We start from the raw sequence: 13594 nt of genomic DNA on the forward strand, positions 1-13594 counted from the left end.
GTGCGGGCGGTCGGAGATCGTTCCCCGGGGTGATAGTTTGGCGCGAGCAATATGACATGCGTTACGAACGATGGGGAGATTGGTATGGCGAAGATCCTGGGTCCGGCCCTGGGCAGCGTGGCGATCGGTGCTGTTCTCGGCCTCATCGCGGTGTTCGGAGTGACTGCCGCTGTGCAGGAGGACACCCGCCCCCAGATCGACCGCAGCGCAAACGCCGATTCCTCCCTCCTGAACCAGGTTGAGTACGGCAGCCGCTGACGGCTCCGGTAACGCTTCAGGTTCACTCACGTACCGAGGCGCGACGGACAACCCGTCCGCCGAACCCCTGTCCCGCCGGTGGCTGTACGGCGCCACCGTGGTGGCAGTGCTTTTGTCGTTCGCGCAGGTGCCAGGCCTGGTTGTCGCGGACACCAAGTACGACCTGACGCAGAACCCGCTCGGGTTTCTGGCGCGCGCCGCTCACCAGTGGAGCAGCACCGCACCGCTCGGGCAGGTACAGAACCAGGCGTACGGCTACTTCTTCCCGCACGGCACCTTCTTCGCCGCCGGGCAACTGCTGCACATCCCACCGTGGATCACCCAGCGTTCCTGGTGGGCTGTGCTGCTGGTCGTCGGGTTCTGGGGAATCGTGCGGCTCGCCGAGGCCCTCGGAGTCGGCAACCGCGGTTCCCGAGTGGTCGCGGCGGTCGTGTTCGTCCTCTCTCCCCGCGTCCTGACCACACTCGGGTCCATCTCCTCCGAGGCGCATCCGATGATGCTGGCCCCGTGGGTGCTCCTGCCGCTGGTGCGCTACCTGAGCACCCGGTATGTGGGGTCGCCGCGCAGGCTGGCGGCGCAATCGGCCGTGGCGGTCGCCCTCATGGGCGCGATCAACGCCGTGGCCACCGCCGCCGCATGTCTCATCGCCGCGCTTTGGTGGGTCGCGCACCGGCCCGACCGCAGGTGGTGGCAGTTCACGCGGTGGTGGATCCCGTTGTGCCTGGTCGCGGTGACGTGGTGGATGGTTCCGCTGCTCCTGCTCGGCCGCGTCAGCCCACCGTTCCTCGACTTCATCGAATCGTCGGGTGTGACCACCGAATGGACGTCGCTCGCGGAGGTGCTTCGCGGGACGAGTAGTTGGACACCGTTCGTCTCCCCCGAACGCATCGCCGGCGCGGTCCTGGTGACGCAGCCCGCCGCGGTGCTCGTCACCGGTGCGCTCGCCGCTGCCGGGATGGCCGGGCTCGCGATGCGGTCCATGCCCGCACGAGGCCGTCTAACCCTGATCCTGTTCGTCGGTATCGCTGGTCTCGGAGCCGGGTACATCGGGGAGCTCAGTTCCCCGTTCGCGGACCAGGTGCGGACGTTCCTCGACTCCACCGGCGCGCCGCTCCGCAACGTCCACAAACTCGAACCGCTGATCCGGTTGCCGCTCGTCCTCGGACTCGCGCACCTGCTGCGGCGGGTCCCACTTCCCGGTTCGGTGCCGTGGGCACGCACCCGGACGGCGTTCGCCCACCCCGAACGCAACCCGATGGTCGCCGTCGGGACGCTCGTTCTCGTTTCCCTCACGCTCGCGACGTCGCTCGCGTGGACCGGAAAGCTCGCGCCGCGCGGGGCCTACGAAAGCGTGCCCGACTACTGGCACGCCACCGCCGCGTGGCTCGACGACCACACCGACGAGCGCGGCGAACGCGCCCTGATCGTGCCCGGCGCTCCGTTCGGCAGCCAGATCTGGGGACTGACCCGCGACGAGCCGCTGCAGGCACTCGCCTCCACGCCGTGGGCGTCGCGCGACGCCGTCCCCCTCGTCCCGCCGGGCGCGATCCGCGCTCTCGATTCGGTCCAACGCCAGATCGCGGACGGACGCCCCTCACCGGGCCTCGCCGCGACCCTGCGTGGTCAGGGCATCGGGTTCCTCGTGGTGCGCAACGACCTCGATCCGGATACGTCCCCGGCGACACGGCCCGCGCTGGTTCATCGCGCTCTCGACGAGTCGCCCGGAATCGAGCGGGTCGCGAGCTTCGGCGACGACATCGTGGTGGCGAACGCCGACGGATTCGTCACCGACGCCGACCTGCGTCCGGTGTATCCGGCGGTGGAGATCTACCGGGTGACCTCCCCGGAAGCCGCACCGGTCGGCCCGTACACGGTGGACGCGGCGGACGTGCCCGTGGTCCAGGGCGGCCCCGAATCGTTGCTCGGCCTCAATACGGTGGATCCGGACCGGGTCGGGCCGACCCTGCTCGCTGCCGACGCGGAGCAAGCGGGCCGCCCCGTCGACGAGGTCACCGTCACCGACACCCCCACCGACCGGGAGACCGACTACGGCCAGGTCGACCACCATTCGTCGGCGATCCGCGCCGCCGACGACCCGCGGCGCACCCACAACGCGGTGCCCGACTACCCGGTGCCGGACGCCGACCTCGTCCGCGCCGAGTGGGAGGGTGCGCGGATCACCGTGTCGAGCGCCGCCTCGGATGCCACCCAGCTCGGCGGCACCGCGGTGGGCAGCGGACCCGCGGCGGTCGTCGACGGAGACCCGACCACGGGCTGGCACAGCAACGGCCTCGAATCCGCCGTCGGCCAGTGGCTGCAACTCGACCTCGACACCCCGATCCACGCCGGCATGCTGCAGCTCACCACCAGTTCCGGCGCGCTCGGCGATCCCGTGCGATGGCTCGAGGTGACCACCGAACGTGGCAGCGCCGCCGTACGTGTCGAGGAACCCGGGCGCCCCCAGACGGTCGCGTTGCCGCTGGGAACGACGTCGTGGATCCGGATCACCTCCACCTACACCGACCGCGGAACAGCAGGCAACCAGTTCGGGATCGCCGAACTCGCGGTGGACGAATTCACCGACGGCACCCCCGAGCGCATCGACATCCGGCGGCGCATCGTCGTCCCCGGACCTTCGGAAGGTGTCGCGGTTCGCGGCTGGGAACTCGGACAGGAGTTCCCCGGGCGGGGTAGTTGCGTCGACAGCCCGGACCGGGTGCGGTGCGCGCGCGGCCTCGCGACGTCGACCGAAGAGCCCAACAGGTTCACCCGCACGCTCGAGGTTCCCACCGCGACCGTCGTGGAACCGGACCTGTGGGTGCGGGCGCGGCCCGGACCGGCTCTCGACGACGTCGTCACCCGCACAGATCGGGTCGTCGCGCGCGGCGACGCCGAGGTCGTCGACCTGCAAGGATCGGCATTCGCGGTGACCGATGGCGACCCTCGCACGTCGTGGGCCGCCGACGAAGGCTCACTCGCGCCCGGTGGTGCCCGCCCGACGCTGACGCTGGAACTGCCCTCGCCGCAACGCGTGACGGGCCTGGACATCGCGACGTCGCTGGGGACGCTGCCCGTCGCGCCGCAGGCCGTCGCGGTGAACCTGGGCAACGGTCCGCAGGTGCGCGAACTGAGCGAGGGCACCTCGTCGGTGGACCTCACCCCGTATGTCACCGATCGGATCACCCTCACGCTCCTGCGGTGGGACGACGTCCTCGACCGGACGGTGCTGGGCTTCTCGAAACTCGCACCTCCCGGGATCGCCGAAATCACCGTGCGCGGCGACGACGGCCCGATCGGTGCGCAGGATCCGATCTACGACCGAGAGGTGACCGTCGGCTGCGACGACGGCCCGGTGGTCACCATCGACGGCCGGCAGTACCGCACGTCGGTGACGGCGACCGTCGCCGATCTCGCTTCCGGTGCCGAAGTCCCCGCGACGCTGTGCGATGCCGATGCGGTGAGCATGGACGCCGGCCGGGTCGATGTCGACGTCACGCCGGGAACCGCGTTCATCGTGTCGCGCCTGCGGCTGACCGTGCCCGGTGCCGAGCCTCCTGCCACGTCGCCGACGGAGTTGCAGAAGGGGCGCTGGTCTGCCGCCCTGCGCGAGTTGACCGTGCCCGCGAGCGACGAGGACCGCCTGGTGGTGATCCCCGAGAGCACCAACGTCGGGTGGACGGCACGCAGCGCGGACGGCCTCGCCGCCACCCCGATCGTCGTCGACGGCTGGCAACAGGGCTGGATCCTGCCCGCCGGACCGGAAAGCACGCTCACGCTCGAGTTCACCACCGACCGCTGGTACCGGGTGGGGATCTTCGGCGGTCTCGCACTGCTGCTGCCGTTGTTCGCGCTGGCCCTGTGGCCGGTCTCCCGGCGTCGCACATCCGATCCCGGTCCCGCATCGCGCACGTGGCGGTCGCCGGTGGTGGCATTCGCCGGTCTTCTGGCCGCAGCAGTTGTCGTCGCCGGCGGTGCAGGCGCCGCGATCGTCGTTCTGGGTGCCGCGGGGCTCGCTGCCGTGGCGCGCCGTCGGGGACAGCGGGCCGCATCCCGCCTGCTGGTGGGTACCGCCGGCGGCGCCACCATGATCGCGATGGCGTTGTTGTCCACCGGCCCGTGGCGCTCACCCGGCGGCTACGTCGGGCACTCGTACCTGATTCAGCTCGCGGCGCTGGTGGGGCTCGTCGCGGTGGGCCTCGCCGCCCTGCCCTTGCGAGACCGGTCCCAACGCCGGAAGACATCGCGCGCGGGTACCTCCACGAGCGCGTAACTGGCCGACGCGATCGCAATGCTGAGCACGAAGGTCACGGCCAGCACCGGCCAGAAATGCCCCTGGAACGGCGCGATCCCGAAGACGGGGAAGATGATCGCCATCACCGCGAGATGCCAGAGGAACAAGCCGTAGGACCAGCGCCCCACCGCAAGCGCCGGCGGGCTCGCGAGGAAGCCGTGGTGGGCGCGGGGGGCAAGGACCAGCGGAGCGAGCAGCGCGAAACTCATGATCGCGCCCAGCACGATCTTGTTGCTGTACTCCCACGGTTCGAGGTCGGTGAGCGTCTTCGGTCCGGCGAGCGGTGTCGTCGCCAGACCGAATGCGACCGCTGCGACCCCCAGCATCAGGTACCGGCGCTCCGCGAGCCGATGCACCCAGGTCCTGGGACCGATCACGAGTTCGGCGAGCACCATCCCGGCAGCGAACCACGGCACGTACCCGGGCAGCCAGTTCTCGTGGTTGATGTGTTCGGGAGTCGGCACCGGCAACCACACCCACAGCAGCGAGAGCACGCTCACTCCGAGCAGGAGCGGAATCCGGATCCGTGCGGCCGGGCCCCGCAACCGGCAGACGGCGAGCGCCATCAACGGCAGCGCCGCATAGAACGCGACCTCCACCGACAGGCTCCACATCTGGGTGAGCCCCTCGGTGAGGGTAAGCGGCACGAAGACCTGCGTGAACGCCAGGTTCGCCCACCACACCGTGGCTCCGCCGCCGGCGCCGGGCAGCAGCCACAGCACCAGAATCACCGCGATCCAGTAGGCCGGCAGGATGCGCGTCGCGCGCGAGACCAGGTACCGCCGCGTCGACGGTCGCGGACCGAGACCACGCACCTCGGCAGCATGCGGCCGCCACAGCAGAAATCCGGACAGGGCGAAGAACAGGGCTACAGCAAGATCCAGCCGCCCCCAGACCCGGCCGATCAGCGGGTCGTGCACCGCGCCGGTCTGGAACGCGACGTGCGTGACGACCACGGCGACGGAAGCCAGCCCGCGCATGCCTTCGAGCGCTGGGAGAAAGCCGTTCACGCGGGGGTCGGAGGGCCTGGTACTACTCATCGGCCACCAGTGTGCCCGCCCACATGTACCCGCGTAAATGCGGGTTCGTCACGAGCGGCGAGCAAGTCGACAGCGCGGGCTGTTAGTGTCTGGGCTCACGTGGCGTTCGCGGGTCGGATGCCAAGGCGATCCGTGCAGCCCTGCTGCCGGTGGGGGTACTCGATGACAACCCGTTGAGTGAGGAGAGACAGCATGGCTGAGCGTTCGAGCTCCGGCCGGATACTTGCGTTGAGTCTGATAGGCCTGGGGGCGTTCCTCCTGGTAATCGCAATTCTCGTACCGACCTACACTGTCGGCAAATTGGCGACCACGCCCCTTGACCTCGAGGTGACCACCATCGCCGAGGGCACCGGCGACATCCTCAATTCACGAGCGCTGCTCGCAGGCAACGCACAGGTCGACACCGACGTCCCGATCGTGGCACAGCGTTACGTCACGGTGGAGGATCCGTCGAACGGTGACATCATGACGCTCCAGGCAGGTCAGACGGTGCGCCGTCTCGACATGCAGGGCGACACCGGCCTGGTCTCGGCGACGGTCGACCGGGTCACCATCGACCGCGACACGTCGATGCCGGTGTCCACCGAGGAATTCGCCGATCGGGTGAGCACGGTGCAGTCGACTGCCGACGCGCCGCCCACCGACCTCGGCGACCGCGGTGGCTTGCAGTACAAGTTCCCGTTCGACGTCAAGCAGGAGTCGTACCCCTACTACGACATCAACGCCCGCGAGACCTTCCCCCTCGAGTTCAAGGGTGAGGAAGAAGTCAATGGCATGGCGGTCTACCACTTCAGCCAGGAACTCGGACCGATCGACCTGTCGGAGGCCGATCCCGAGGTTCCGACGTACAAGCTGAGCTTGCCCGCGTCCACCTGGGGTGTCGGCGAGGGTGACGAGCCGATCACGATGATCCGCTGGTACAACAACGTCCGTGACCTGTGGGTCGACCCGATCACCGGTGTCGTCGTAAAGGGCCAGGAAGTGCAGAACCAGTACTACGCACGCGAGGCGGACACCCCCGAGGTGACCATTCTCGATGTGACGCTGCCGTTCAACGAGGAGACCGTCGAGTACCAGATCGGCCAGGCCAAGGACGGGCAGGACCAGTTGTCCCTGTTCGGCCGCACCGTGCCGATCATCCTCGGCATCATCGGCGCCCTCCTGCTGATCGCGGGCTTCGTCCTCGCTCTCCGCGGCGGGCAGAACGGTGGCCGTCGTGCCGCTGCTGCCACCGAGCCGTCGCCGGCCGGTCCGGCGACCACCACGGTGGGTTCGTCGCAGTCGACGACGTCGCAGCGCGACTACACCGACGATCGGACCGAGGTCATCCCGCGCACGGACTCGAATTCGGACACGCAGCAGCGTGACTGGACGACCGACCGGACGCAGGAGATCCCGCGCACCGATCTGCGTAAGCCTCCGCAGTAGAACATCAGGTCACTGCACCTCGGCGCCGCCCCTCACCGTCCACGGTGGGGGGCGGTGCCGTTCTCTGCGTCCGGACCCGGCACGGACGCCCCGGCGGTACGCACGGCCAGCACGGCCACGACCGCGGCGGTCGCTGCCGCCACTCCCACCGCGACGCCGACAAACTGTTCGATCGTCGAGGCGACCGTGACCATCAGAACCGCTTCGACGGCCAGGCCGGCCCACGCGACCATCGCGAGATGCGTACGTTCGCCCGCGATCGCCGACAGCAGTGCGCCCTGCAGCACCGCCAGGCACGCGCCCTGCAGTGCGAACATCCACAGCAGCGATTGCACGGGCCGGTACGCGTCACCGACGAGAAGCGGGACGAGCGGCGCGCACACCGCGGCCCCCGCGACCAGCACCGCGCCCAGACCCACGAGCACCGTCAGCGCGGACCGCACAGCCGCGGCGGATTCCGCCGGATCGGCCATGCGGGGATACAGCACCACGCCCACCGCCTGCGGCAGCCAGAACGCGACCTTCGTCGCCACCGCGCCGAGGGCGTAGAGACCTGCGGAGTCGGGGTCGAGCACCACCCGTGCCAGCAGCAGGTCCAGTGAGGTCAGCGCGATCAGTGCGAGTTGCACCTGGGAGGCACGCAGTACCGCACCGGCGCTCGGCCCCGGAGACGATCCCTGCTCCCCTCGGTCGCCACGTCCCACGAGCGCAGCCGCGATGAGGGCGGTGATGCCGGTTCCGACGGCACCGGCGAACAGCGCGGCACCCGGGCCGCCGCCCAGCATCAGCACTACGACCGCCGGAACCACTTTCGCGACGCCCGCGGTGGCCAGCACGACGCTGAGCGCGCCGAACCTGCCGTTGCCCTGCAGGAGTCCCTGTTCGCCCGCGAGGAGTACGAGCAGCGGTGCGGTCACGAGAGACCCGAACGCACCCGCGACGCTCGTGTCGAGTGCCCACGCGACCACCGGGACCAGTACCAGCGCGACCACACCCGCCGCCGCTGCACACCGGAAGCCGAGGCGGCGCAGCACCGCGACACTGCTGCCGTGCACGGCTTCACGCGCCACGACGGTCTGCAACGCGAGCGCCGGGACGGCGAGCACGAGTTGAGCGGCCAGCAGGCTCGCGAACTCTCCGTATCCGGCGGGGCCGAGCCAGCGCCCGGCCGGGAGGTGCAGCAGGTATGCCGCGATGTTGGCGGTCATCGCCCCGACGGTCACCATCGTCATTCCGGCGGCAGCCGACCGGCGCGTCGTCTCGGGTCGAGGCATCCGCCCATCCTCGCATCAGCAGGGACACCGTATTCTGCCGCCATGCTCACGCCGGTGTCCTCGCGTTCGCTCGCACCGGTGTCGGTGCGCGCGTTCGTGCCGGCCCTGTGGTCTCTGCTGCTGACATTCGTCGTGCTCGGGCCGCTCGTGACCTCGCCCGGTTACCTGCTGCTTCGGGATGCGGTGAGCACGCCGCGGTCGTTTCTCACCGACTCGGCACTCGGATTGTCCGACGCGGCAGCTCGCGCGGTCCCACAGGATGCGCTGCTCGCCTGGGTGACCACCGTGGTCGACGGAGGACTCGCGGTGACCGTCATCCTGGTGGCGTCGGTGTGGGTGGCCGGGTGGGGAGCGGCGCGGCTCGTCACCGTCGTCCTGCCACGGGCCGGGATTCCCGCGCAGCTGGTTGCGGCCACCGTCGCGATCTGGAATCCCTACGTCGCGGAACGCTTGCTCCAGGGACATTGGAGTCTGCTCGCGGGTTACGCCGCGATGCCGTGGGCGATGTGCGCGGCGGTGGCGATTCGTCGCCGCCAGCGCGGTGGGTGGCCGGCGCTCGCGCTGAGTCTCGCGGTGGCCGGTCTGACCCCGACCGGGGTTCTCCTCGCCGCCGTGGCGGCACTCGCGGTACTCGCCGTCCCCGGAGGACGCGTCTCGATGCTCGCGCGGGTGGCCGGCGGGGCTGCCCTCACCGTCTGCGCGTCGCTGCCGTGGCTCACGGCCACCCTTCTGGCGGGCGGAGGGACCGAGGCCGACCCGGCGGGTGTCCGGGCATTCGCCGCGCGCGCGGAGCCGATGCTCGGCACCCTCGGTTCGCTCGCCGGGCTCGGCGGCATCTGGAACGCCGACGCCGTGCCGGGCTCTCGAACCACGCCCTGGGCGCTCGTCGGCACGGTGCTGTTGCTCGCCGTCGTCGCGTGCGGGGTCCCGGCACTGTGGCGGCGTCGTCGGCACCCGGTGGTGCTCACGACCGCACTACTGGCTGTGGTGGCGGTGCTCGGACCTGCCGTTGCCGCGACGGGTGCCGGGCTCGCGGCCGGTGAATGGTCGATGGAGAACGTGCCCGGCGTCGGCCTGCTACGCGATACGCAGAAGTGGGTGGCCCTGGCGATGCCCGGCTACGCGCTGGCCGCGGCGGCGGGTGTGGGAGCGCTGCGTCGGCGCTTCTCCGGCCCCGCGACGGTATGGGCGGCCGCGCTGATCGCCTGCCTCATGCTCGCGCTGCCCGATCTCGCGTGGGGGGTCTCCGGCCAGATCCGGCCGGTTCGCTATCCCGACGGCTGGCAGAAGGTCACCGAGTCGGTCACCGCAGGCGACGGTGAGGTGGCCGTATTACCCGCAGGGATGTTCCGGATCTTCGATTTCTCAGGTCCGGTCGCCGTACTCGATCCCACTCCCCGCCTGGTGCGCGCGGATGTGTTGCAGACCGGCACGCTCGTGGTGGCGGGCGGCACGGTAGCCGGTGAGGGCCACCGCGCGGAGGAAGTCGAACGGCTCCTGCTGACGGGTGCCGACCCGGCAGCACTCGCCGCGCAGGGTGTGGGCTGGGTGCTCGTCGAACACGACACTCCCGGCGACCGGGGCGACTCCCAGCGCACCCTCGATGCGCTCGACCAGGTCTACAGCGACGACGATCTGAGCCTCTACCGGGTGGACGGGGTGGCCGGCGACGCGTCGCCGCACCGCGCGTCCGCCGTCGCGGCGCACGTGGTGTGGCTGCTGATGTCAGCTTGCGGTGCTGTGGGCGTGGCGGTGCAGCGGTTCGCCCGTTCTCGGAAACAGCCCTGACACGGGCTGCCCCCGGGTGGTGCCCAGCAGGACGTCGAACACTCCGTCGCCGGTGGCCTCCCACGAGAACTCCCCGGCCCGGATGCGGGCCTTCCCACCGAGTTGACGCAGCCGGTCACGATCCTCGAGCAGGTCGGCCACCGCGCCGGTGAGTTCGGCCGGAGAATCGACCAGCAACCCCGTCACCCCGTCGATGATGGAATCGGTCAGGCCCTTGGAACTGCGGTAGCCGATCGTGGGCACACCGTGCTGAGCGGCTTCGACCACCGCCAGACCCCAGCCCTCCTTGCGCGAGGGCATCACGTGCAGCCATGCGCGGGAGAGCAGTTCGTGTTTGCGGTCCTCGGGGACGTGACCGTGGAAGGTCACCGCGTCCGCGATACCGAGGTCCGCCGCGGCATCGCGCAGGTTCTGTTCCCACCAGCCGCCGCCGATGACGTCGAGGTGCAGACCGGGGATGCGTCCACGCAGTGCCGCGACGGCACCGAGCGCATCTTCGATCTGCTTGTGCGGCACGAGCCGCGACAACACGCACAGGCTCGGATGCTCGGTGCGGGTGTGGTCGTCACCGGGTTCGACACCGGTGGGGATCGCGTCGGCGCCGTTGCGGACCACCGCGATGCGTTCGCGGTCGACGCCGAGCGCGCGCAGTTCGTCGGCGGACGGGAGCGACACCGTGAGGTACTGGTTGCGGCGGTGGACGCGCGGCGACAGCGACGATTCGATCCACCAGCCGAGCTTGGCCATCACCCGTCCGGCGACGGGCCACTGCTCCCGGTGGCAGTGGTGCACGAGGAGGGTGACCGGCGCACCGGCGATCACCCGGGCGAAGAACGGGATGCCGTTCTGGGTGTCGATGACGGCATCGGGACGGATGCCGGCGAGCGGACCGAAGCCGAGCCGGCCTGCCGCGATCGCGGCGAGCGCGCGCGGGTACACGGTGAGCCGGCCTCCGCCGCGGCTGATGTCGATGCCGTCGACGGTGTCGCGACTCGGCGCTCCGGGATAGGAGGCCGTACGCAGCGTGACCTTGATACCGCGCGCGGCGAGCTGGGCGCCCACTTGTTCCAGGTACCGCTCGCTGCCACCCCCTTGGGGGTGTCCGGTGTCACGCCAGCAGAGCAGCAGTACCTCCTGCACGCGGAGCCCCCAATGTGTTGCAGACGTCCCGAAGGGACCGGTGTGGTGACCCGGCAGGGCCTAACTATGACAACGAACACCCTAACGGGTACGCGACCGCTATAGGTATGGAGATCTCTCTCGGGCGCCACACTAAGGTGGTTCGACGTGCCTTCCCCGACCGCGCCCGACGCCCGCGTGACCCGGCTCTTCGCACGACGCGCAACGCTGCGGCGATCGGTGGGCCTGCTGAGCAGTTTCCGGTTCGAGCAGACCGCCCCCGAGAAGTTCTACGGCGGGCTCGCCCACGACACCGTCGACCTGATCGGGGACCTGTACACCGGTGCTACCGGCACCGGACTGGCGGGCACGACGGTCGTCGACGTCGGCGGCGGGCCCGGATACTTCGCCGACGCGTTCCACGCGGTCGGATCGCAATATGTGCCGATCGAGCCCGATCCGTCGGAGATGCACGCGGCCGGACTCCGGGTCGGCGGCGCGATTCGCGGGTCGGGACTGGCGTTGCCGCTGCGTGACGCGTCGGTGGACGTGTGCTTTTCGTCGAATGTCGCCGAGCACGTCCCGGAGCCGTGGGTGATGGCCGACGAGATGCTGCGGGTGACACGGCCGGGCGGGCTCATGGTGCTGTCGTACACGTTGTGGTGGGGTCCGTTCGGCGGTCACGAGACGGGGCCGTGGCACGCGTTCGGCGGTGAGTACGCAGCGCGCCGCTACGCACGCAAGAACGGACGCGAGCCGAAGAACCGGTACGGGCACTCCCTGTTCGAGGTGGGCGCGAGCGACGGTCTGCGCTGGGCGCGGTCGAGCACCGACGGCATCCTGCTCGCCGCGTTTCCGCGCTACCACCCGCGATGGGCGTGGTGGCTCGTGAAAGTGCCGGGGCTGCGGGAAATCCTGGTGAGCAACCTGGTTCTCGTGATGCAGCGCCGGTGACCCACGGGGGAACCCGGCGAACATCACCTAGGGTCGCGGTATGACCGCACTGGCCCTCGACGTCGGCGGCACGAAACTTGCCGCCGCCATCGTCGCCGACGACGCGACACCACTCGAACCGAAGTCCGTGCCCGTACCTGTCACAGGTGTCTGGGATTCGTGCGCCGCACTCCTGCGGGATGTCGCCGGCACCGAACCGGTGACGGCCGTCGGGATCGCCGCGGCCGGCCCGGTCGACGCCGCGCGCGGCACCGTGTCGCCGATCAACATCACCGAATGGGCCGGCGGGTTTCCGCTGGTCGACGCGGTCCGCAGCCTGTTCCCCGGTGCCCGTGTACGGCTGGCGCTTGACGGCGCCGCCGCGACGCTCGGAGAACAGCGCTTCGGTGCCGGACGCGGTGCGGCAGATCTGCTCGGGGTGGTCGTCGGTACCGGGATCGGAGGCGGCCTGGTGATCGGCGGCCGGATCGTCGCCGGCCGCACCGGTAATGCCGGGCACATCGGCCACATCGTGTCGGCGTACGGGACCGCAGTGTGCGCGTGCGGCGGTGTCGGCTGCATCGAGACCGTCGCGAGCGGCCCCTCCGCGGTGCGGTGGGCGCAGACCCACGGCTGGGAAGGTACGGACGGCGCGGCTCTCGCAGCCGACGCGCAGGCCGGTGTCGGTGTGGCGGCGGCCGCGCTCGAACGCGCGGGGACCGCATTGGGTCAGGTCATCGCGTCCGCAACGGCTCTGACGGACGTGGAACGTGTGGTGGTCGGGGGCGGGTTCGCACAGTCCGGCACCCACCTGTGGCGGCCGATGCTGGCGTCGGCGTCACGGCACGCTCGGCTCGGCTTTCTGCGCGAGTTGCAGATCGTGCCCGCCGAACTCGGCGCGCTCGGCACTCTCGCCGGCGCGTCACTGCTCGCCGCAGGTCACGACTAGATAACCCAATCCGGTGCACTTCGGGGCGCTGCCCTACCCTCTGACGTACCACTCGTCCAGCGGATCGATCGGCGGTACCGGGATGCGGATTGCTGAGATTTTGCGGAACAAGGGCTCGGGAGTGTGCACCGTCCCGCCCGACACGCCGATCTGCGAGTTGCTCGGGGATTTCGCCCGCTACAACATCGGCGCGATGGTCGTGGTCGAGAACGACGCGGTCGTCGGCATCATCACCGAGCGGGACGTAGTGCGCAGCCTCAACCAGCGCGGACCGTCCATCCTCGCCGACCAGGCACGCAACCTCATGACCACCGACGTGGCGACGTGCGTGCCGACCGACACGGTGGACAGCCTGGCCGAAACCATGACCGACCGACGGGTCCGCCACCTACCCGTCGTCGAGGGCGACCGGCTTGTCGGCATCGTCAGTATCGGCGACGTCGTCAAGAGTCGCCTCGACGAACTCCAGGCCGAACGCGATCAGCTCGAGTCCTACATCCACCGAGGATGAGAC

General features: G+C 70.1%; 10 protein-coding genes. 7 read left to right on the forward strand and 3 right to left on the reverse strand.

The features are described 5' to 3' along the window. Window positions 1-84: 84 nt before the first annotated feature. Together AC0B44_RS13105 and AC0B44_RS13110 are read left to right on the forward strand one after the other, a co-directional pair. Window positions 85-258 carry a DUF2613 domain-containing protein gene (locus tag AC0B44_RS13105; protein WP_471903293.1) on the forward strand — a complete coding sequence of 58 codons (174 nt, stop codon included), beginning with the start codon at window positions 85-87 and terminating at the stop codon, window positions 256-258. After that, entirely contained in the window at window positions 239-4528 is a 4290-nt protein-coding gene (locus AC0B44_RS13110; RefSeq protein WP_471903294.1) for an alpha-(1->3)-arabinofuranosyltransferase, read from the forward strand. The genes AC0B44_RS13105 and AC0B44_RS13110 overlap by 20 nt, the downstream gene beginning before the upstream one ends. Here the strand turns inward: AC0B44_RS13110 and AC0B44_RS13115 are convergent. Then, complete coding sequence (locus AC0B44_RS13115; protein ID WP_471903295.1) at window positions 4417-5589, reverse strand: acyltransferase family protein; 1173 nt, start codon at window positions 5587-5589, stop codon at window positions 4417-4419. The genes AC0B44_RS13110 and AC0B44_RS13115 overlap by 112 nt on opposite strands. Before the next feature lie 192 nt (window positions 5590-5781). On the opposite strand from AC0B44_RS13115, the gene pgfA reads away from it, so the two are divergent. Then, a complete protein-coding gene (gene pgfA, locus AC0B44_RS13120; RefSeq protein ID WP_471903296.1) occupies window positions 5782-7017 on the forward strand; it encodes a cell envelope lipid trafficking protein PgfA in 1236 nt (411 codons plus the stop codon). A gap of 32 nt (window positions 7018-7049) precedes the next feature. Here pgfA and AC0B44_RS13125 read toward each other — a convergent pair whose 3' ends face one another. Then, the gene (locus tag AC0B44_RS13125) at window positions 7050-8291 is read right to left on the reverse strand and encodes a lipopolysaccharide biosynthesis protein (RefSeq protein ID WP_471903297.1); all 1242 of its coding nucleotides are present in this window, start codon (window positions 8289-8291) and stop codon (window positions 7050-7052) included. A gap of 42 nt (window positions 8292-8333) precedes the next feature. Between AC0B44_RS13125 and AC0B44_RS13130 the strand changes: the two genes are divergently transcribed. Next, a complete protein-coding gene (locus AC0B44_RS13130) occupies window positions 8334-10079 on the forward strand; it encodes an MmpA family trehalose lipid delivery protein (protein WP_471903298.1) in 1746 nt (581 codons plus the stop codon). Here AC0B44_RS13130 and AC0B44_RS13135 read toward each other — a convergent pair. Next, a complete protein-coding gene (locus AC0B44_RS13135) occupies window positions 10017-11219 on the reverse strand; it encodes a glycosyltransferase family 4 protein (protein WP_471903299.1) in 1203 nt (400 codons plus the stop codon). The genes AC0B44_RS13130 and AC0B44_RS13135 overlap by 63 nt on opposite strands. A gap of 177 nt (window positions 11220-11396) precedes the next feature. On the opposite strand from AC0B44_RS13135, the gene AC0B44_RS13140 reads away from it, so the two are divergent. From AC0B44_RS13140 to AC0B44_RS13150, 3 genes are all read left to right on the forward strand, one after another. Further along, window positions 11397-12152 carry a class I SAM-dependent methyltransferase gene (locus AC0B44_RS13140; protein WP_471903375.1) on the forward strand — a complete coding sequence of 252 codons (756 nt, stop codon included), beginning with the start codon at window positions 11397-11399 and terminating at the stop codon, window positions 12150-12152. A 40-nt stretch (window positions 12153-12192) separates the two neighbouring features. Further along, window positions 12193-13080: an ROK family protein gene (locus AC0B44_RS13145; protein ID WP_471903300.1), complete on the forward strand. Its 888-nt coding sequence runs from the start codon at window positions 12193-12195 to the stop codon at window positions 13078-13080. A gap of 82 nt (window positions 13081-13162) precedes the next feature. Continuing rightward, window positions 13163-13591 (forward strand): CBS domain-containing protein, encoded by a 429-nt coding sequence (locus AC0B44_RS13150; RefSeq protein ID WP_471903301.1) that lies wholly within the window; start codon window positions 13163-13165, stop codon window positions 13589-13591. Window positions 13592-13594 lie beyond the last annotated feature (3 nt).

The sequence above is a fragment of the Rhodococcus sp. NPDC019050 genome, assembly GCF_055664235.1.